General features: G+C 61.5%; 15 protein-coding genes and 1 pseudogene. 11 read left to right on the top strand and 5 right to left on the bottom strand.

What is annotated here, in order from left to right; genetic code table 11:
* Positions 1-31 precede the first annotated feature (31 nt).
* The 3 genes from AC4CWF_RS06950 (at position 32) to AC4CWF_RS06940 (ending at position 3,157) form a co-directional block, all read left to right on the top strand.
* Entirely contained in the window at positions 32-1,243 is a 1,212-nt protein-coding gene (locus AC4CWF_RS06950) for a pyrophosphate--fructose-6-phosphate 1-phosphotransferase (protein ID WP_491284390.1), read from the top strand.
* Between the two features lie 66 nt (positions 1,244-1,309).
* Positions 1,310-1,939: a hypothetical protein gene (locus AC4CWF_RS06945; protein ID WP_491284389.1), complete on the top strand. Its 630-nt coding sequence runs from the start codon at positions 1,310-1,312 to the stop codon at positions 1,937-1,939.
* 99 nt (positions 1,940-2,038) lie between these two features.
* Positions 2,039-3,157 (top strand): transglycosylase SLT domain-containing protein, encoded by a 1,119-nt coding sequence (locus AC4CWF_RS06940; RefSeq protein WP_491284388.1) that lies wholly within the window; start codon positions 2,039-2,041, stop codon positions 3,155-3,157.
* Positions 3,158-3,176: 19 nt separating this feature from the next.
* Here AC4CWF_RS06940 and AC4CWF_RS06935 read toward each other — a convergent pair whose 3' ends face one another.
* The gene (locus AC4CWF_RS06935) at positions 3,177-4,541 is read right to left on the bottom strand and encodes a serine hydrolase domain-containing protein (protein WP_491284387.1); all 1,365 of its coding nucleotides are present in this window, start codon (positions 4,539-4,541) and stop codon (positions 3,177-3,179) included.
* Between the two features lie 159 nt (positions 4,542-4,700).
* Between AC4CWF_RS06935 and AC4CWF_RS06930 the strand changes: the two genes are divergently transcribed.
* The 4 genes from AC4CWF_RS06930 (at position 4,701) to AC4CWF_RS06915 (ending at position 8,971) form a co-directional block, all read left to right on the top strand.
* The gene (locus tag AC4CWF_RS06930; protein WP_491284386.1) at positions 4,701-5,948 is read left to right on the top strand and encodes a BtaA family protein; all 1,248 of its coding nucleotides are present in this window, start codon (positions 4,701-4,703) and stop codon (positions 5,946-5,948) included.
* The gene (locus AC4CWF_RS06925; protein ID WP_491284385.1) at positions 5,945-6,628 is read left to right on the top strand and encodes a class I SAM-dependent methyltransferase; all 684 of its coding nucleotides are present in this window, start codon (positions 5,945-5,947) and stop codon (positions 6,626-6,628) included. The genes AC4CWF_RS06930 and AC4CWF_RS06925 overlap by 4 nt, the downstream gene beginning before the upstream one ends.
* Before the next feature lie 201 nt (positions 6,629-6,829).
* A complete protein-coding gene (locus tag AC4CWF_RS06920; RefSeq protein ID WP_491284384.1) occupies positions 6,830-7,612 on the top strand; it encodes a glycoside hydrolase family 25 protein in 783 nt (260 codons plus the stop codon).
* A gap of 144 nt (positions 7,613-7,756) precedes the next feature.
* The gene (locus AC4CWF_RS06915; RefSeq protein WP_491284383.1) at positions 7,757-8,971 is read left to right on the top strand and encodes a lytic murein transglycosylase; all 1,215 of its coding nucleotides are present in this window, start codon (positions 7,757-7,759) and stop codon (positions 8,969-8,971) included.
* A 517-nt stretch (positions 8,972-9,488) separates the two neighbouring features.
* Here the strand turns inward: AC4CWF_RS06915 and metF are convergent.
* From metF to ettA, 4 genes are all read right to left on the bottom strand, one after another.
* Entirely contained in the window at positions 9,489-10,457 is a 969-nt protein-coding gene (gene metF / locus AC4CWF_RS06910) for a methylenetetrahydrofolate reductase [NAD(P)H] (RefSeq protein ID WP_491284382.1), read from the bottom strand.
* Entirely contained in the window at positions 10,454-11,494 is a 1,041-nt protein-coding gene (locus AC4CWF_RS06905) for an ArsR/SmtB family transcription factor (RefSeq protein WP_491284381.1), read from the bottom strand. Before AC4CWF_RS06905 ends, metF begins: the two co-directional genes overlap by 4 nt.
* Before the next feature lie 158 nt (positions 11,495-11,652).
* Positions 11,653-13,830 (bottom strand): methyl-accepting chemotaxis protein, encoded by a 2,178-nt coding sequence (locus AC4CWF_RS06900; protein WP_491284380.1) that lies wholly within the window; start codon positions 13,828-13,830, stop codon positions 11,653-11,655.
* 383 nt (positions 13,831-14,213) lie between these two features.
* On the bottom strand, positions 14,214-15,863 hold the full coding sequence (gene ettA, locus AC4CWF_RS06895) for an energy-dependent translational throttle protein EttA (RefSeq protein WP_491284379.1): 1,650 nt from the start codon (positions 15,861-15,863) through the stop codon (positions 14,214-14,216).
* 90 nt (positions 15,864-15,953) lie between these two features.
* On the opposite strand from ettA, the gene AC4CWF_RS06890 reads away from it, so the two are divergent.
* The 4 genes and pseudogenes from AC4CWF_RS06890 (at position 15,954) to AC4CWF_RS06875 (ending at position 20,047) form a co-directional block, all read left to right on the top strand.
* Entirely contained in the window at positions 15,954-16,916 is a 963-nt protein-coding gene (locus tag AC4CWF_RS06890; protein WP_491284378.1) for an alpha/beta fold hydrolase, read from the top strand.
* Positions 16,917-17,029: 113 nt separating this feature from the next.
* Positions 17,030-17,113: pseudogene (locus AC4CWF_RS06885) on the top strand (endonuclease domain-containing protein); the annotation flags it as partial.
* Between the two features lie 76 nt (positions 17,114-17,189).
* On the top strand, positions 17,190-18,395 hold the full coding sequence (caiB, locus tag AC4CWF_RS06880) for a succinate--glutarate CoA-transferase (RefSeq protein ID WP_491284377.1): 1,206 nt from the start codon (positions 17,190-17,192) through the stop codon (positions 18,393-18,395).
* On the top strand, positions 18,392-20,047 hold the full coding sequence (locus AC4CWF_RS06875; protein ID WP_491284376.1) for a thiamine pyrophosphate-binding protein: 1,656 nt from the start codon (positions 18,392-18,394) through the stop codon (positions 20,045-20,047). Before caiB ends, AC4CWF_RS06875 begins: the two co-directional genes overlap by 4 nt.
* Positions 20,048-20,125 lie beyond the last annotated feature (78 nt).

Here is a 20,125-nt window from a genome sequence, read left to right as displayed (position 1 = left end):
TGGCAAGGCGCAACGGCGCCAAGGAGGTTCGATGGCCAAGCAGAAAGTGGCAATGCTGACAGCAGGGGGGCTTGCTCCATGCCTGTCATCGGCAGTGGGCGGTTTGATCGAGCGTTATAGCGACATCGCCCCTGAACTGGAGCTTGTCGCCTACCGTTCCGGCTATCAGGGCGTGCTGCTGGGAGATCGAATCGAGATCAACCAGACCATGCGCGAGGGTGCCCATCTTCTTCACCGATATGGCGGCTCGCCGATCGGCAACAGCCGGGTGAAGCTCACCAATGCCGCCGACTGCGTCAAGCGCGGCCTGGTCAAGGAAGGCGAGAACCCGCTGAAGGTTGCCGCCGACCGGCTGGCAGCCGATGGCGTGACCATTCTCCACACGATCGGCGGCGACGATACCAATACGACGGCCGCCGACCTTGCCGCCTATCTCGCTGAAAACGGTTATGACTTGACCGTCGTTGGCCTGCCGAAGACGGTGGACAATGACGTGGTGCCCATCCGCCAATCGCTCGGTGCCTGGACGGCGGCCGAAGTCGGCGCGCATTTCTTCGACCATGTCAGCAACGAGCAGAGTGCGGCCCCGCGCACGCTGGTCATCCATGAGGTGATGGGCCGCCACTGCGGCTGGCTGACGGCGGCCACCGCGCGCGCCTACATCCAGGACACGTGCAACAATGAATATGTCGAAGGCTTCATGATGAACACCCAGATGAAGAACATCGACGGGCTCTACCTACCCGAGATGGCCTTCGACCTGGAAGCGGAAGCCGAGCGTCTGCGCGGCATCATGGATACCTGCGGCTTCGTGACGCTGTTCGTCTCGGAAGGCGCAGGCCTGGAAACCATCGTTGCCGAGCGCGAAGCCTCCGGCGAAAAGGTCAAGCGCGATGCGTTTGGTCACGTGAAGATCGACACGATCAATGTCGGCAACTGGTTCCAGACGCATTTTGCCTCGCTTCTGCATGCGGAACGCTCAATGGTACAGAAATCCGGCTATTACGCCCGCTCGGCACCGGCAAACCAGCAGGACCTGCGCCTCATCCAGGGCATGGTGGATCTGGCCGTCGAAAGCGCGCTGAACGGCATATCCGGCGTGACGGGTCATGACGAAGACCAGAATGGGAAATTGCGCACGATCGAATTCCCGCGTATCAAGGGTGGCAAGCATTTCGATCTCTCCACCCCCTGGTTCGGTGACGTCATGAACTTCATCGGGCAGCCTTTCCGGGCGGCGTGATCGAAACCGTGGCCGGCCCGCGAGGAAAGACCGGTCTTGTGTGGAGATTGATGCGGAGGAGACGACATGAGCATCGAGGCGATCCTGATATTTTCAGTGCTCTGCCTGCTGACGCTATATCTGCCTTCGGCATCCAGCCGTTTTCTGGCGGCCTATACCATTGCTCGCGGCAAACCGCGGGCAATGGCGCTTGTTCCGGCCCAGGCTGCCGGTTCCTTCCTGTCGTTTGCGGCAGGATTTGCGATCTTCCTCTGGCTCTCGGTGTCGCTGCGCAGCATGCATGAAACGCTTGGCTGGGCAGCCTTTGCCTATCTTGCTCTTTATGTCGGCAAGGGCCTGCAGCAGGGCATTCGCCAGCGCGCCGCCGATAACGACAACCTTCGCGAGAAATCTCTTGTGCGTGGCATGGGCCGTTGCCTTATCGCCCAGGTGCGCCCGGGCCTTGCCATCGCCTTTGCCGCACTTCTGGTTCATCTGGCTGATTCGTCGGGGACAACGGAACGGCTGGCGCTTCAGGCCGCTGCGGGTTTTGCCATGGCAGCCATCGCATCTGGTCTGTTGCAGGTGCTGTTTGCCGGGCGCAGCATCCGCAAGATGCGGCTTGTAAGCCTGAAGAACGCGGCCTCCGCCACCCCGCGCACGCGCTTCATCGCGCGCCGCGCCGTCAGCGCCGGTTACCGTCGAATTGCTGCATAAAATCCTCGGGCTTGCCGCAGGCGTTCGGATAAGTTAAGAAATCTTTAGATTTGAGGGGCACTTGCAGGCTGGGACAATCATCTTCGTGAAAGTGAGACCATGGCGATAACCCGAATTTTCGGTTGCAACGCGGTTGTGGCGTTTGCGATTTGCGGGGCTGTTTCCGGCTGCTCGAGCGTGGAAACGGCTTCCAACAAGGCAGCTGACACCACCGAACAGTCTGCGGACGTCGCTTCGGCGGGGGCACCTGCCGCTGAGCAAACAGCAGGACAACAGCCGGCAACCAAGACCGGGCGCATTTCCATTGCCGCTGCAGCGGCGGCTGCGACCGGCGGGCCTGTGGAGGCACCGGCCGGCTCGGTCATGACCGTTGCTGAAAAAGGTGGCCGGGTTCACGCCGTGGCGCTTCCGACCGGCCAATCGGCCATCGCCGCGCAAAACGATGCGGTGCGCGCCGCCCTCGCGCAGGCCTCAGAAATGCCCGTGGTGACGCCGGCGCTCGCCGTGGCTCCCACATCGATGCAGACAACGGGCGCCATGGAAGCCATTAATGTGGCCACCACGACAGCCAACACCATGACGGCCCCGGTTGCGGCATCCCCGCTTTCCAGGTCGCGTCAGGATATCTCGCCTGATCTCCAGACCGCCTCCTTGCGCTCGACACAAAAGCCCGAGGAAAAACATCTCGGCATTCCCGCCGACGTCTCGGAAGGCTACGCCGCCATTCCGACGCCGCGTCCGCGCCCTGCCTCGTCCAGCACCTCTTCGATGCTGGCTTATGCATCGCCTGCCCAGCCACTGTCTTCGGTCTCCAACGATTTCTTCCCGCCGGCGCCCGGTGCTCCCGTGCCGGAAACGGCAGAGGCCAGCACGCCGACGCTGAACAAGCTGATCAAGCGTTATGCCGGCATGTATGGCGTGCCGGAATCTCTCGTCCACCGCGTCGTGCATCGCGAAAGCCGCTACGACCCGAAGGCTTACAACAAGCGCGGTTATTTCGGCCTCATGCAGATCAAGTATTCCACGGCAAAGTCGATGGGATATGGCGGCACGCCGGAAGGCCTGCTCGATGCCGAGACCAATCTGAAATACGCCATCAAATACCTGCGTGGCGCCTGGCTGGTGGCCGATAACGAGCCGGATGACGCAATCGGCCTTTATGCCCGTGGCTATTATTACGATGCCAAGCGCAAGGACATGCTCTACGTCCTGAAATAGGCTGCAGACGGCGTGACCGTTACAGCGCCTCCTGCAATGCCTGAACCAGCGCGCCCGGGCGATATCCTGTTGACGCCGGAGACAGGCCGAGACGCACCACCACCAGCCGTTTTGAAGGAATGACTGTGACGCTCTGACCGTCATGGCCTTGCAGCGCAAACTGGTCGTTCGGCACAGCAGCCCCCTCCCCCGCCCTCCGAGATGCAAGCCATGTCTGCATGCGGGAATAACGCCCGCCGGATGTCGCGTTCGCACGCCACATATCCTCGACCAGATCCGCCGGCAGGATGGTGCGGCCCTGCCAGACACCTTTGTCTGCCAGAAGAAGCCCGAAGCGTGCCCAGTCACGCGCCGTCGCATACAAGTAGGAACTGCCGGCAAAGGTTCCCGACTCGTCCGGTTCAAACACCGCGCTCCCCATCCCCAGCGGCTCAAACAGCGCCTTGCGCGGATAGGCCAGCGCCTGTTCAGCATTGCCCAGTCGGTCCATCCAGATGCGCGACAGAAGCACGGCCGTACCGGAGGAATAGTTGAACTCCGTGCCGGGTTTCGCGGCAAGCGGCAGGCTTGCGGCAAAGCCGGCCATATCCGGCTCCAGAAACAGCATGCGCGTGACATCCGCCACGGTGCCATAGTCCTCGTTGAAGGCAAGACCGCTTTCCATGCCGAGCAGTTGCGCAACGGTGATATTTGCGCGCGCGTCGCCCTTCCATGCGGGAAACAGGTTGTTTTCGTCGAGCGCCATGCGCCCATCGCGCACCAGCGTGGCGATGAGGGCGGCATTCACCGTCTTCGTCATCGACCAGCCAAGGAGAGGCGTCTTCGCATCGAAACCCTTGCCGTAGCGCTCTGCGACGATACGGCCGTCCTTCACCACCACCACGGCCCGCATACCCGGCCCCGTCAGGTCATCGCGCGACAGGATCTCCGAAATATCCGGGCGCGGCGTCACCGTCTCACCTATCGGCCAGAGAGCTTGGGGCTCCGCCGCCGATTCGCGCGCATCAGCTGCCAGATTGACGGCGACAAGGCTTTCAGGCTTTGCGCCATCCGCCAGCACGCTGCACCCGAGCCCTCTACGGTACATCGCCGTCACCGGCGCGATGCCGCCGACAAGTGCTGCATGGACAAGGCCCGCATCTCGCTCGACATTCACCCGCATCAGCCGCAGCAGCGGATTACCGGGCGCCTGCACATCCTCAGACAGCACCTCTGCCGGCTCGCGCCCCGCCAGAAACACGTTCGAGCAGACGATCTTTGCCGCATAACCGCTTCCCACCCGCAACAGAGTGGGCGGCGAGGCTTGAAGCCAGACGAAGCCGGCAACCAGCAACAACGCGAGAAAGACGAGGGAAAGTTTTGCAAGACGAAGCACAAGGCGCATCAGATCGTTCCTGTTGGCGGCGGCGGCATGCCGCCTCCAGCGCACCGCCAGATGTCAAGCCTGGTGCCCAAGTGCGGCGGCATGAGGACACGTCATGAAACTGTAGCAGCAAGCGGCTACAGCCGTTTGACACTCATGACGAGGCAACGGGAATAGAGCATGGCCGAGATTGCACCGGAAGCCGGATTTCTGAAGAATGGAAAGCTGAAGACTGCACTGCTGCAGCACAAGGCATTGTCAAAGAGCGGGCTTTCCGAACGCCTGTTCGGCCTGTTGTTTTCCGGCCTTGTCTATCCGCAGATCTGGGAGGATCCGGATGTCGACATGGCGGGCATGGCGCTGTCTGAGGGCCACAGCATCGTCACCATCGGCTCCGGCGGCTGCAATATGCTGGCTTACCTCTCCCGCTCGCCGCGCTCCATCGACGTGGTGGATCTCAATCCGCACCATATCGCGCTCAACCGCCTGAAGCTTCAAGCCTTTGCCGCCCTTCCCTCGCATGCCGACGTGGTGCGCCTTCTTGCCACGGAAAACGCCGGCACCAACGGGCGCGCCTTCGATCTGTTCATCGCCCCGAAGCTGGATGACAAAACGCGCGCCTACTGGCAGAAACGCAGCCTCACCGGGCGGCGGCGCATTTCCGTTTTCGAACGTAATATCTACCGCACCGGCCTGCTCGGCCGCTTTATCGCTGCCGGCCACCTTTTGGCGCGGATGCATGGCGTAAACCTCACCGAAATGGCGGCCATGGGGTCGCTTCGCGAACAGAGGCAGTTCTTCGATACCCGCATCGCGCCCCTCTTCGACAAGCCGTTGATTCGCTGGCTGACGAGCGCCAAAAGCTCGCTGTTCGGCCTTGGCATTCCGCCGCAGCAATATGACGAGCTGGCAAGCCTTGCGCCGGATGGCTCGATTGCGCCGGTGCTGCGCCAGCGGCTGGAAAAGCTTGCCTGCCATTTTCCGCTGCGCGACAACTATTTCGCCTGGCAGGCCTTTGCCCGCCGCTATGCGCTGCCGCACGAGGGCTCCCTGCCGACCTATCTGAAGGCCGAAAACTACCGCACCATCCGCAACAACGTGTCGCGCGTTGCCGTGCATCATGAAACCTTCACCGACCTTCTGTCGCAAAAGGCCGCCGGCACGGTGGATCGCTATGTGCTTCTGGACGCGCAGGACTGGATGAACGACCGCCAGCTCAACGATCTCTGGGCCGAGATCAGCCGCACCGCCGCGCCGGGCGCCCGCGTCATCTTCCGCACGGCGGCCGAAAAGAGCATCATCGAGGGGCGCCTTTCGCCGGCGCTGCGCGACCAGTGGCATTATCTCGAAGCCCGCTCCGGGGAACTGAACCTTCAGGACCGCTCGGCCATCTATGGCGGCTTCCACATCTATGAGAAAGCGGCATGACGGCGCTGGGCGGGACAGGACCAGGGACAAGAACAGGGCCGACATCCGATCATGCCGCCCGCATGGACCGGATGTATCGCTACCAGCGCCATATCTATGACCTGACGCGCAAATATTACCTTCTCGGCCGCGACCGGGCGATCCGTGACCTTGCGGTGCCGAAGGATGGCACGCTTCTGGAAGTGGGCTGCGGCACGGGCCGCAACCTTCTGCTCGCCCACCGCATCTATCCCCGCGCGCGTCTTTATGGCCTCGATATCTCCAGCGAAATGCTCGCCACCACCCGCGCCAATTTCCGCGGCAAGGCGGCAGAGCCGATGCTGAAGGTGGCGGATGCGACGACGTTTTCGCCCGCCGATTTCGGCACGGATGGTTTCGACCGCATCCTCATTTCCTATGCGCTGTCGATGATCCCCGACTGGCAGGGCGCGCTGACGGCAGCCCTTGGTGCGCTGAAGCCCGGCGGTTCGCTGCACATCGTCGATTTCGGCCAGCAGGAAAACCTGCCCGTCTGGTTTCGCGCATCGCTGCAGGCCTGGCTGTCGCGATTTCATGTGACGCCGCGCGCAGACCTTGCCGAAGCGATCGAGGCCCGCCTTGAGCAGTTCGATGCCGACATGATGTTCGAGACAACGGGCCGTGGTTACGCCTGGCATGCGATCGTCCGTCGCCGCAGCTGAGAGATCCCAAGCGCTTGATTTCACGAATTTCTTAGCGCATGATGATGTTGCCGCGCGTCTGAAACGCTGCGGGCAAATCGTTGGTGCGTAAGGGAATATTTACGCCGACATGGTTATCAGGTCGTTTCGCATCCTTGTTTGCGCCCGATGATTCGGCGTGGCCGACAAGCGATCCGTCCCCTCGGTCATCACGGAAGCGCCATGCCTCGGCTCATCTTTGCCCTTCTTGCGACAGCCGCCCTTGCCACCGGCTGCACCTCGACAAGTTATGATTTCATGTCGACGGCATCGATCTCCAAGCCGAAATTTAAAGACAGCGACCCGCAGGATTTTGGCGTGAACCATCCGGATCGCCATGAGATCCACGGCATAGACGTATCCAAGTGGAATGGCGACATCGACTGGCCAACCGTCAAGCGCGGTGGCGTTTCCTTCGTGTTCATCAAGGCAACCGAAGGCAAGGACCGGGTCGATCCGGCGTTCGAGGCGAACTGGCGCAATGCGGCAGCAGCGGGCCTTGCCCACGCGCCCTACCATTTCTACTATTTCTGCTCGAGCGCCGATGAACAGGCAGACTGGTTCATCGCCAATGTGCCGAAGGCCGCCAGCAGCCTGCCGCCGGTGGTCGATGTGGAATGGAACCATACCTCGAAAACCTGCACCACCCGGCCGGCGCCGGAGACCGTGCGGGCGGAGATGAAGCGCTTCATGGACCGGCTGGAAGCCTATTACGGCAAGCGCCCGATCATCTACACATCGGTCGATTTCCACCGCGACAATCTGGTCGGCGCGTTCCAGGACTATCATTTCTGGGTCCGCTCCGTGGCAGCACATCCCGCCAAGATCTACGAGGCGCGCAAATGGGCCTTCTGGCAATACACCTCCACCGGCATCGTTCCCGGCATCAAGGGCGACACTGATATCAACGTTTTTGCCGGCACGGAAAAGAACTGGCGCAACTGGGTGGCCTCCGTCGGCCCGTAAAACCCATTCGCACTCCCTTTCAGCGTCCGCGAGGCGCCCCTCAGCGACATTCGGAAGCATCGCCATTGACGCCGCATCGTCTTTGCCCATCTTCCGTCACAAATCTCGCCGACATGGGGCATAAGCCCGCCAGAGGAACCTTTCATGCCCTTGCCTTCCGTTCGCCCGATCTCGCTTGCCCTTGCCCTGACGGGGCTTCTCGCCTCCGCAGCCTTTGCCCAGACAGCCTCTCCCCAGCCTGCACCGGTGTGCGGCGGCGACCTGCCGGCCTTCCTGCAGGGCGTGAAGGCTGAAGCGCTCACCATGGGCGTTCCGGCAGAAGCGGCCGACCGGGCGCTGGCCGGTGCCGTGATCGATCCGAAAGTGCTGTCGCGTGACCGGGCGCAAGGCGTGTTCCGCCAGACGTTTCTGGAGTTTTCGCAGCGCACCGTCAGCCAGGCCCGCCTCGACATCGGCCGCCAGAAGATGAAGCAGTATGCCGAAGTGTTTGGGCGGGCCGAGAAGGAATATGGCGTGGCACCCGGCGTCATCACCGCCTTCTGGGCGATGGAAACTGATTTCGGCGCGGTTCAGGGCGATTTCAACACGCGAAATGCGCTCGTCACCCTCTCGCATGATTGCCGCCGTCCGGAACTGTTCCGCCCGCAACTGCTGGCGCTCACGGAGATGGTGCAGCATGGCGATCTCGATCCTGAGAGCAATACCGGCGCCTGGGCCGGCGAAATCGGCCAGGTGCAGATGCTGCCGCGCGACATCATCGAACACGGCGTCGATGGCGATGGCGACGGCCATATCAACGTCAAGACGAGCGCGCCGGACGCCATCCTGACAGCAGCCTCCTTCATCAGGAGCCTCGGTTTCAAGCCGGGCGAGCCGTGGATCCAGGAAGTGGAACTGCCGGAAAGCCTGCCTTACGAGAAAAGCGGCCTTGGCAACGAAATGCCGGCCGCCGAATGGTTCAAGCTCGGCGTAAAACCGCGCGACGGCAACACGTCGTTTGGCGCGCTTCCCGCCGCACTCGTTCTGCCGCAGGGCCGCAAGGGACCGGCATTCATCACCTATCCCAACTTCTCGATCTATCTCTCGTGGAACCAGTCGTTCATCTACACGACGTCGGCGGCCTATTTTGCCACCCGCCTCTCGGGTGCGCCGACTTATGCCAAGGGCAATCCGGAACCGGGCCTCAGCGTCGACGAGATGAAGCTGCTGCAGACGAAGCTCGACGGCATCGGCCATGATGTCGGCAAGATCGACGGCATTCTCGGCTCCGGCACGCGTGTGGCCGTGCAAAAGGCGCAGCAGCGGCTCGGCATGCCCGCCGACGGCTGGCCGACCGCAGCGCTTCTGAATGCGCTTTAAGGCAGACCGGGAATCATCCTTGTCGATGCGAGCAAAACCTCCCGCAGTCTTCCCGGGAGGTTTTTTTTGTGGGGCGTTTTCATGCCCCTGCCGGGCCCTCCCCATCACGCAATGTGACGGTTCTTAACAGCGCGGACAGATTTGTTCACGGATGGTAAACCCTGTTAATTAACGGATTTATCTTTGCATAACAGCGGCTTGTCGCGTGATCTGCCATAAATCCGTCATATGTGTTCCCGCAGTGCAGCACATTATTCGCTTCCCAAGCGTTCAAAAATGCACTTACATCTCAAGTGTTAACGCAAGGAGGCAGACATGGGACACGTACATTCCTTCAATGTCCTTCTCGTCGGTGCAGCGTTTGTGTTCGTGGCATCCATGCTCTTTGTCTGAGCATCGCGACAAAGAATAATCCATGCCACGATTGAGCTGACCGTTTCAGCAGTCGTTTAAGAGACAAATCGGCTTCAAAAATTGGAAGGGCGGATATTTCCGCCCTCGCCTTCGAAGTCCTGGCTCAGGCCGCCGCCCCGGCCTGCGTCTTTTTAGCTTCTTCGTGTTCAGACTGGCCTTGTGCAGACTTTGCTTCTGCAGACATGTTCTTTTCAGACTTGGCATAGCCCAGACGATCGAGCATCGCGCCGGTCAGTGCCGCGCGGTTCATCGTGTAGATGTGGAATTCGCCAAGGCCCCGGCGCATCAGGTCTTCGATCTGTTCGGCGGCCACATCGGCGGCGACCTTGGCGCGGTCCTCCGGCTTGTCGTCCAGCCCTTCAAATCGCGCATCGAGGAACGCCGGCACCGTGGAGCCGCAGCGGCTGGCAAAACGCTTCAGCTGCGACAGGTTCTGGATCGGCATGATGCCGGGAATAACCGGAATGGTGATGCCGGCGGCCCGTACCTGTTCCAGATAGCGTTCAAACACATCGTTATCGAAAAAGAACTGCGTCAGCGCGCGGTCGGCACCAGCATCGGCCTTGCGCTTCAGCATCTCGATATCGCCGGCCACATCAGCGCTTTCCGGATGTTTTTCCGGATAGGCCGAGACGGAAATCTCAAAACCACCGATCTCCTTCAGACCCACCACAAGTTCGGCCGCATTGGCATACCCATCCGGATGCGGCTGATAGGCGGTGCCGATGCCGCTTGCCGGGTCGCCGCGCAAGGCCACGATATGGCGCACGCCAAGCTGGCGCATGTCCTCGATCACCTGATGGGTTTCTGCCCGATCAGCATCGACGCAGGTGAGGTGCGAGGCGGTCGCAAGCCCCATGTCGCGGATCATCCGCCCAACGGTCGAAAAGGTCGGCGCCTTGGTCGTGCCGCCGGCGCCGTAGGTAACGGAGACGAAATCGGGATTGTAGCGGGACAGCTCCTCCACCGTCTGCCAGAGCTGCTCCTCCATCTCCGGCGATTTCGGCGGAAAGAACTCGTAGGAAAGCCGGAACGGCTGGGCCTTGCGGGAGGTGTTTGCAACGTTGGTCATAGCTCGATTTCCGACAGAAGGGATTTGCGGGGGGCAGCAGCCTGGCGCGACTGCCCTTGAGGCGCCTCAGCCTTTAACGCCAGCGGGGCAGAGGCAAGCCAGATGGTGACGGTGAGCGCTGAAGCCGGCTTTTGCTGCTTCGGCTGCAGATCGATGATCTCGCCGACGGCAAGACCAAGCTTCTCCAGCCATTCCGTCACCGTCTGGTGAGAGAAGCCAAGGCGAAGATGCGCGTGCTCATCACGCAGGTAATCAAAGGCATGCGGCGCCAGATCGACGATGACCAGGCGCCCGCCGGGGCGCAGCACGCGGGCAGCTTCCGCAATGGCGCGCTCGGGTTCATCGAGGAAGTGCAGCACCTGGTGAATGGTGATGAGGTCGAAATCACCCGCCTCCAGCGGCAGGTTGAAGATATCGCCATGGCGCACACTCGCCTTCACGATGCCGGCCTTGTCGAGATTGGCGCGGGCAACGGCGAGCATATCGCGGCTGGCATCGATGCCGACAGCGCGCCGGTAACTCTGCTCCAGCAATTGCAAAATCCAGCCGGTGCCTGTGCCGAGATCGAGCAGCGCATCGACATGATCAGGCCCGAGGATCTGAAGCAGTGCTGCTTCCACATCCGCGTCGCTCACATGCAAGCGGCGAAGCTCATCCCATTCGGAGGCGTTGCGGCTGAAATAGGCCTGCGCCCGTTCCGCCCGCGCCCGCTTGACGGTGGCCAACCGTTCGCTGTCGCGCGCAAGGACCGGATCGGCCGCATCGACGGCAGAGAGCAGATTGGTCGCGACAACGGCAGCGCGTCCATCCTGTTTCAGCCGGAAATAGGCCCAGGCGCCTTCCTGGTAACGCTCAATCAGGCCTTCCTCGGTCAAAAGCTTCAGGTGGCGGGAAATGCGCGGTTGGGATTGGCCGAGAATATCGGTAAGGTCGCTCACCGTCAGGTCGCCACCGGCCAACAGCGCCAGAAGGCGAAACCGCGTCGGTTCGCCCGCCGTCTTCAAAATTCCCACCAGACTGTCCAGCGGCAGACCCATTTCAGCATTCCATTCGCGTTCAACACATAAAGATATGTTTATGTGATTTATCGGCGTCTGACAAGCGCAAAGCCGCGGGCCGATAGCAAAAGGGCGGCTCGCGCCGCCCTGATGTCAGGAATGATGAAGCCCGACTTAACAGTCGCCGCTGAGGAACGTTACGCCGCGCGCGACGCACGTGCAGGGGCGCGTTGCGGGTTTGGTGTATCGGCCAGACGAAAGCGCGACAGGAGATCGGACAGTTGCACGCTTTCCTGCGCAAGGCCGGCACCGGCGGCGTTCATTTCCTCCACCATCGCCGCATTGCGCTGCGTGGCCTGGTCCATATGGTTGACGGCAGTGTTGACCTCGGCAAGCCCGGTCGATTGTTCATGGGCTGCCGTTGCGATGGCATCCATGTGGGTATTGATGGTCTGGACCAGTTGCTCGATGGCCGAAAGCCCCTCACCCGTATCGCTGACCAGCTTGACGCCTTCGGAGACGGCCGTGGTAGATTTCGAAATCAGCGACTTGATTTCCTTGGCCGCATTGGCAGACCTCTGGGCAAGCTCACGCACCTCCTGGGCAACGACCGCAAAGCCCTTTCCGGCCTCACCGGCACGGGCCGCTTCCACACCGGCATTCAAGGCGAGAAGGTTTGTCTGGAAGGCGATTTCATCGATGACCGAGATGATCTGGTTGATCTGGCGCGAGGATTCTTCGATCCGCTGCATGGCGGAGACGGCGTTGCGCACCACCGAACCGGATTGATCGGCGCGGGCGCGGGCATCGCGCACCACATCGCGCGCTTCGCTGGTGCGCCGTGATGTTGCCACCACATTGGCGGTGATTTCTTCAAGCGCTGCTGCGGTCTCCTCAAGCGAGGCCGCCTGCTGTTCGGTGCGCTTGGCCAGATTGTCGGAGGCGTCGGAGATTTCCTTGGAGCCATTGGTGACGGTTGCCACCGAGCCGCCGACGCTCACCAGTGCATCGCGCAACTGGCGAACGGAGGTGTTGAAGTCGGCGCGCAGGTTTTCAAACTGCGGCGCAAGCGGCATTTCGATCTCGCAACCCATATCGCCGGCAGCCAGACGGCGAAGGCTGGCGGCAAGCGTGCTGGTCGCCTGGTTGAGACGTTCTTCCGCCTCCGCTTCGGCTTTGGCCTGAACCTGGGCACGCTCAGCCTCCGAACGCTGGCGGCTGCCGACGGCTTCCGCTTCCAGCTGCGCATTGCGGATCGCTGCCTGACGGAAGATTTCCACAGACTGCGCCATGTCACCGATTTCATCGCGGCGGTCGGTATAGGGAATGGCGCGTGCCGTATCGCCGCCCGCAAGCTCGGTCATCGCAGTGCCGATCCGGCGGATGCGAGCCGAAAGGCCGCGAGTGGTCGAAGCGCTGAAGGCGATGACCAGCACGACGAACACGGCAAGACCGCTCACCACGAGCAACATCTGATTGCTGGCCATGGCGAGACGCGTCTGCGTCGCGTCCATCATCATCTGGGCGTTCTCACGGATCAGGCCTGCCACATAGTCACGACGCTTGGCGGTATCGCTGTTCCAGCCATCCAGGGCATCGGGGCTTCCCTTGTAATCCTCGAGCGCCTCCATGGACTTGATCAGGCTGGCAATCCGGCTGCCTTCCGGCGTCTGAAAGAACTCATCGAAACGGGCGATGATCTTGGGCGAGACATGTTCGCGAAAGGGACCGTCATAGGTGCGCACCTGGGTCAGGGCGCCGGACACGCGCATCAGTTCCGATTTGCCGAAACTGGTGCTGCGGATCAGGAACTGGCCCATACGGGCAAGGATCAGGTAACCTTCGTTGACCTTCATCAGCGCGTGATGGCCGCGAATATCGCTGGACAGGGCAAGATCGGTGGTGAGGTTTGCACTGCGCAAGGTGAGCGCCAGACCGGCGGAAGCCACCGGCTGCGCATAACGCAGCGGCAGGATGGGGTCGTTTTCGCCGGCATCCAGCTTCTGGCGATATTCGGGGATACGGGCATAGGTTTCCTGGAGCTTGGCGCGCATGCCCTGCGTGATCGCATCGTTGAAGCCATAGGAAGCGATGACATCCAGCTGGTCGATCATCTGCTTGTAGGTCGCATCGGATTTTTCGCGGACCTTCTGCCTTTCCGGCGCGCTCATCGGCGCCCCCTCAAGCGGCATCATCATCATCAATTCGCCACCGGCCAGGGCGACTTGTGCGAAGGCTTCCGCCCGCTGCAGCTGCGTATAGCTTTCGTAGCTCCTCACACCCAGCACGCCGCCGAGGCCAATGGCCGCCGCAAGCGGAACCAGAGCCAATAAAGACAGAGTTTTTCGAAAAGACAGGTTCCCCAGTGGCGACAATCCACCCTCCTCCGTTCCATCCGCAGGAGTAGCCTCATGCTCACCGGGCAGAAATGATCAGTCGCTACCGTTCATGGCAGTCCTATCGACACGACTATCCCATGGGAGAATTACAAATCCGTATACATACACGGTCTTGGTTCAGAAGATGACAGAAAGTCATAAGTTTATTGATGCCATATTAGGTAATGTATTCCCATCAGAGGCTCCGCCTCACAACAGAATGTAACAATACATAGGAATGGGAAACACTTTCAGCCACGAGACATCAATGCCCAAGCAATGAAAAAGGCCCGTGCATTGCATCGCAATACACGGGCCGTTTGCATTCTCTAACCGACAGGCCAATCGGGCGGCCGGCAGAGATTATGGGACGTGGCAGATCAGCGCGTCAGGCGCTTGTAGGACTGGCTACCGGGGTTCAGCGCATCGGCGCCGAGGCGGCGGATCTTGTCCTGTTCGTAATCTTCGAAGTTGCCTTCGAACCATTCGACATGGCCGTCACCTTCAAAGGCAAGGATGTGCGTCGCCAGACGGTCGAGGAACATGCGATCATGGCTGATGATGATGGCGCAACCGGCGAAGTTTTCGAGCGCGGTTTCAAGCGCGCCGAGCGTTTCGGTATCCAGGTCGTTTGTCGGTTCGTCGAGGAGGAGAACGTTGCCGCCCGCCTTCAGCATCTTGGCCAGATGCACGCGGTTGCGCTGGCCGCCAGAGAGGTTGCCAACCTTCTGCTGCTGGTCACCGCCCTTGAAGTTGAAGGCGCCGCAATAGGCTCTGCTGTTCATGTCGAACTTGCCGAGCTTGATGACTTCGGCACCGCCGGAGATTTCTTCCCAGACGGTCTTTGAACCATCCAGCGCATCGCGGCTCTGGTCGACATAACCGAGATGCACGGTCTCGCCGATGCGGATCGAACCGCCATCCGGCTGTTCCTGGCCGGTGATCATCTTGAACAGCGTCGACTTGCCGGCGCCGTTCGGGCCGATGATGCCGACGATGCCGCCCGGCGGCAGCTTGATCGAGAGGTCGTTGATCAGCGTGCGACCTTCAAAGCCCTTGGTAACGCCTTCAAGCTCGATGACCACCTGGCCGAGACGCTCAGACACGGGGATGATGATCTGCGCATCGCCGGGACGGATGCCTTCGGCCGCATCCACCAGCTGTTCGTAAGCCTTGATACGGGCCTTGGACTTGGCCTGACGGGCCTTCGGGCTCGATGCAATCCATTCCTGTTCGCGCGACAGCGCCTTCTGGCGGCCGGCTTCCTCGCGGTTTTCCTGCTGCATGCGCTTGGCCTTCGCCTGCAGGTAAGCCGAATAATTGCCTTCGTAAGGAATGCCACGGCCACGGTCGAGTTCGAGAATCCAGCCGGTGACATTGTCGAGGAAGTAGCGATCGTGGGTGATCATCATCACGGCGCCGGGATAGGCGCGCAGGTGCTTTTCAAGCCAGCCGATGGTTTCGGCGTCCAGATGGTTGGTCGGTTCGTCGAGCAGCAGCAGGTCCGGCTGCGACAGAAGCAGGCGGCAGAGCGCGATACGGCGACGTTCACCACCGGAGAGAACCGTGACGTCTGCATCCTTCGGCGGGCAGCGCAGGGCTTCCATCGCCATCTCGACCTGCTGTTCCAGATCCCACAGGTTCTGGCTGTCGATGATGTCCTGAAGTTTTGCGCCCTCTTCCGCCGTCTCGTCGGAATAGTTCATCATCAGTTCGTTGTAACGGTCGAGCACGGCCTGCTTGTCGGCGACGCCTTCCATGACATTTTCGAAGGCGTTCTTGGCCGGATCGAGATGCGGTTCCTGCTCGAGGTAGCCGACGGTCGCACCTTCGGCCAGCCAGGCTTCACCGGTAAATTCCTTGTCCTGGCCGGCGATGATGCGCAGCACGGTGGACTTACCAGCACCGTTCGGGCCGAGAATACCGATCTTGGCATCCGGGTAGAAGGACAGGTTGACGTTTTCGAGGATCTTCTTTGCGCCGTAGGCCTTGTTGAGCCCGGACATGTGATAAATAAACTGACGTGCCATAGGAAAATTGCTCCGGCGACTTTTGGGGGTTTGGACGCTATCTAGGCGAAACGGGCCGCCGGAGCAATGCGGCAAGGGGAGGAAGAGTGCATGTTCGAGACAGTAAATCGCCTGAAAAGCCCTTCGGGCGCTGATCTTGCCATGCGCCATGCGCCTGCCGAGGGCATGGCGCGCGCCATTCTTCACATCTGCCACGGGCTTGGCGAACACAGCGGCCGCTATCTCGGCTTTGCCCGTTTCATGGCGGCCCGAGGCTTTCACGTTTATGCCCATGATCATCGCGGCCATGGGGTGACGACCGCACCGGATGCGCCGCAGGGACGGTTTGCCGCAAAGGATGGCGTCGATGCGGTCCTATCCGACGTCAAGGCTGTGAGTGACGCGGCAAAGACTGCCCATCCGGGCCTGCCGGTGCTGCTGTTTGGCCATTCCATGGGCGGGCTGATTGCGCTCAACACAACACTTTCTTATTCCCGCGATTATCAGGCGCTCGCCGTCTGGAACTCCAATTTTGCCGTCGGTGCTGCCGGACGTCTGGCGCAGGTGGTGCTGAAGACAGAGCGGGCGCTGAAGGGTTCTGATGTGCCGAGCCTCATCCTGCCAAAACTCACCTTCGACACCTGGGGCCGCGCCATGCCCGACCATAAGACGCAGGCCGACTGGCTATCGCGCGACCGGGCGGAAGTGGCGGCCTATCTCGCCGATCCGCTCTGCGGCTTTGATATTTCCATCTCGCTATGGCTCGACGTGTTCGCCCTGAGTTTTCGCGGCACCGAACCGGAGCTTCTGGCGCGCCTGAAGAAGGATCTGCCGATCCATCTGGTCGGTGGCGGGCAGGATCCGGCAACCGAGGGCGGCAAGGCGATTTCGTGGCTGTCGCATCGACTGGCCGAGCGCGGCTTTTCGCGGGTGACGAAACGCATCTATCATGACATGCGCCACGAGACGCTGAACGAAATCGGCCGCGAGGCCGCCATGCAGGAATTTGCCGATTGGGCCGAGACGAACCTTTCCAAACCAGCGGCACCTGACGTTGCGGGAATGACCTCATGACTAGATATCAAGTGCCGTGGTTGGGTGGTGGCGGTATGAGGTAGATAGAAAGACGGTGTCTGTTGTGACGCGCGGCCCCCTCACCCCGCCTCCGCTTCGCTCGGCGGACCTCTCCCCGAGGGGAGAGGGGAACCGCGAGCGCTGCGGCCAATCCCTTCTCCCCTCGGGGAGAAGGTGCCCGAAGGGCGGATGAGGGGGAACTGCCAAGGCAACAGCCGTCCTCATGTTGGGACACCAACTGATACCGCAGCATGCGTAAACCGGCGAGAAGACATGACCAGCGAGACCCACAACAAACCACCCCTCGACGGCATCCGCGTCATCGAACTGGCGCGCGTTCTCGCAGGCCCATGGGCAGGCCAGATGCTGGCCGATCTCGGCGCCGACGTGATCAAGGTGGAAAACCCTGAAGGCGGCGACGATACGCGCGGCTGGGGTCCGCCTTTTGTCGAGGGCAAGGACGGCGAAAACCTGTCGGCCGCCTATTACCATTCCACCAATCGCGGCAAGCGCTCCATCGCGGTCGATTTCTCCACGCCGAAGGGTCAGGAGATCGTGCGCCAACTGGTGGCGGACGCCGATGTCTTCATCGAGAATTTCAAACTCGGCGGCTTGAAGAAATACGGCCTCGACTATGACAGCCTGAAGGCGATCAATCCGCGCCTCGTTTACTGCTCCATCACCGGCTTTGGCCAGGACGGCCCCTATGCCAGCCTTGCCGGTTATGACTACATCGTGCAGGGCATGTCCGGCTTCATGTCGGTCACTGGCGCGCCGGATGGCGAACCGATGAAGGCGGGCGTCGCCATCGCCGACATCTTCACCGGCATCTATGCCGTCACCGCCATCCAGGCCGCCCTCATCCACGTCATGAAGACCGGAGAGGGCCAGCAGGTGGACATGGCGCTGCTTGATGTGATGTCGGCGGTGCTTGCCAACCAGAACATGAATTATCTCGTCTCGGGCGCTGCCCCGGTGCGGCTCGGCAATGCCCATCCCAATATCAGCCCTTATGAAGTGGTGCCGGTGGCCGATGGTTATCTGATCTTGGCCGTCGGCAATGACGGCCAGTTCCGCCGCCTCTGCGCCATTCTGGGCATGGACGCCTTTGCCGAAGACCTCAGCCACGCCACCAACAAGGCCCGCGTGGCCAACCGCGACGCCGTGCGCGCGGCCGTTACCGCCGAGACCGTCAAATGGACGAAGGCCGACCTGCTGGCCGCCTGCGGTCAAAATGCCGTGCCGGCCGGCCCGATCAATTCGGTGGCGGAAATGTTTGCCGATCCGCAGATTGTTGCACGCGGCCTGCGCATCGATCTTGAGGCGGCGGACGGCACCAAAATCCCCGGCGTGAGGACGCCCATCGTGCTCTCCAAAACCCCTCTCTCCTATCACAGGCCAAGCCCGGCGCTTGGCGAGCATACCGGTGCGGTGCTTGCAGAACTCGACAGACGACAGAAGGAAAGACAGAACCCATGAAGACCGGCGGTCAACTGATAGTCGAGGCGCTGAAGGCAAACGGCGTGTCCCGCGTGTCCTGCGTTCCCGGCGAAAGCTATCTTGCGGTGCTCGATGCGCTCTATGACAGCGGCATCGAGGTTCTCGTCTGCCGCCAGGAAGGTGGCGCTGCGATGATGGCCGATACCTGGGGGCGCCTCACCGGCGAGCCCGGCATCTGCATGGTCACCCGCGGCCCCGGCGCAACCAACGCGTCCGCCGGCCTGCATGTGGCCATGCAGGATTCCATTCCGATGATCCTGTTCATCGGCCAGGTGCAGCGCGATGCGCGTGAGCGCGAGGCGTTTCAGGAAGTCGAATATCGCCGTGCCTTCACCGAATTTGCCAAATGGGTCGGCGAGATCGACGACGCCCGGCGCATCCCGGAATTCGTCACCCGCGCCTTTGCCGTCGCGACGTCAGGTCGTCCCGGTCCTGTCGTGCTGACGCTGCCGGAAGACATGCTGCGCGATCTGGTGGAAGCGCCGGAAGCCAAGCCCTATACCCGCGTCGAAAGCCATCCGGGTCCGTCGCAGATCGCGGCATTCGAGGCGCTGCTGCGGGAAGCACGCCGGCCGATGTTCATTCTCGGCGGCACGCGCTGGACGGAAGAAGCGGCTGCCGATTTCCGCCATTTCGCCGAACGTTTTCATGTGCCCGTCGGCTGCTCCTTCCGCCGCCAGATGCTGTTTGACCACCTGCACACCTGTTATGCCGGCGATGTCGGCATCGGCATCAACCCGGCGCTGTCGAAGGAAATCAAGGACAGCGACCTGATCGTGCTGCTCGGCAGCCGCATGTCGGAAATGCCGTCGTCAGGTTATACGCTGCTCGACATCCCCTACCCGTCGCAGAAGATCGTGCATGTTTTCCCGGACCCGGAAGAACTCGGCCGTATCTACCGTCCGGATCTTGCCATCTGCGCCGGCCCTGCCGAATTCGTCGCCGCCCTCCGCGATCTCGAACCGCCGGCCTGGCCGGTCTGGGCCGAGCGGAGTGCTGCCATGCACGACGCCTATCTGCGCTGGTCGACGCCGCCGGAAACCGGTCCCGGCGACGTGCAGATGGGTCCGATCATGAACTGGATCGAGGAAAATACGCCAAAGACCGCCATCTTCACCAATGGCGCCGGCAATTACGCCACCTGGCTGCACCGCTTCCACCGCTTCCAGGCGTTCAACACCCAGTCGGCACCAACATCAGGCTCGATGGGTTACGGGCTTCCGGCAGCGGTTGCGGCAAAGCAACTGTTTCCGGAGCGTGAAGTCGTGTGTTTTGCCGGCGATGGATGTTTCATGATGCATGGGCAGGAATTCATCACCGCCGTGCGTTACGGACTGCCGATCATCACCGTGCTCGTCAACAACGGCACCTATGGCACGATCCGCATGCACCAGGAGCGCGATTTCCCCGGCCGCGTCAGCGCAACGGATCTCGTCAATCCCGATTTCGTCGCCTTTGCCGCAGCCTATGGCGGCCACGGCGAGCGGGTGGAAAAGACGGAGGATTTCGGTCCTGCCTTCGAGCGCGCCCGCGCCTCCGGCAAACCCGCCATCATCGAGGTGATGCTGTCGCCGGAAGCGATAACCCCGACCCGCACGCTGAGCCAGATCCGGGGCACACCCATCGCCTGATTCGCTGCATTGACAAGCATCTTCCGCCGCAATAGACCTTTTGAGGTACGTACATCAAATTGATTATTGTACGCATCT

The sequence above is a fragment of the Neorhizobium sp. PAMB6630 genome (assembly GCF_058242775.1).
The sequence above is the reverse complement of the archived record's forward strand: the minus strand, read 5'-3'. Positions and strand labels throughout refer to the sequence as shown.

Coding starts and splice junctions, on each gene's coding strand:
- AC4CWF_RS06950 (WP_491284390.1), top strand. CDS start 32: ATGGCCAAGCAGAAAGTGGCAATGCTGACAGCAGGGGGGCTTGCTCCA.
- AC4CWF_RS06945 (WP_491284389.1), top strand. CDS start 1,310: ATGAGCATCGAGGCGATCCTGATATTTTCAGTGCTCTGCCTGCTGACG.
- AC4CWF_RS06940 (WP_491284388.1), top strand. CDS start 2,039: ATGGCGATAACCCGAATTTTCGGTTGCAACGCGGTTGTGGCGTTTGCG.
- AC4CWF_RS06935 (WP_491284387.1), bottom strand. CDS start 4,541: ATGCGCCTTGTGCTTCGTCTTGCAAAACTTTCCCTCGTCTTTCTCGCG.
- AC4CWF_RS06930 (WP_491284386.1), top strand. CDS start 4,701: ATGGCCGAGATTGCACCGGAAGCCGGATTTCTGAAGAATGGAAAGCTG.
- AC4CWF_RS06925 (WP_491284385.1), top strand. CDS start 5,945: ATGACGGCGCTGGGCGGGACAGGACCAGGGACAAGAACAGGGCCGACA.
- AC4CWF_RS06920 (WP_491284384.1), top strand. CDS start 6,830: ATGCCTCGGCTCATCTTTGCCCTTCTTGCGACAGCCGCCCTTGCCACC.
- AC4CWF_RS06915 (WP_491284383.1), top strand. CDS start 7,757: ATGCCCTTGCCTTCCGTTCGCCCGATCTCGCTTGCCCTTGCCCTGACG.
- metF (WP_491284382.1), bottom strand. CDS start 10,457: ATGACCAACGTTGCAAACACCTCCCGCAAGGCCCAGCCGTTCCGGCTT.
- AC4CWF_RS06905 (WP_491284381.1), bottom strand. CDS start 11,494: ATGGGTCTGCCGCTGGACAGTCTGGTGGGAATTTTGAAGACGGCGGGC.
- ettA (WP_491284379.1), bottom strand. CDS start 15,863: ATGGCACGTCAGTTTATTTATCACATGTCCGGGCTCAACAAGGCCTAC.
- AC4CWF_RS06890 (WP_491284378.1), top strand. CDS start 15,954: ATGTTCGAGACAGTAAATCGCCTGAAAAGCCCTTCGGGCGCTGATCTT.
- caiB (WP_491284377.1), top strand. CDS start 17,190: ATGACCAGCGAGACCCACAACAAACCACCCCTCGACGGCATCCGCGTC.
- AC4CWF_RS06875 (WP_491284376.1), top strand. CDS start 18,392: ATGAAGACCGGCGGTCAACTGATAGTCGAGGCGCTGAAGGCAAACGGC.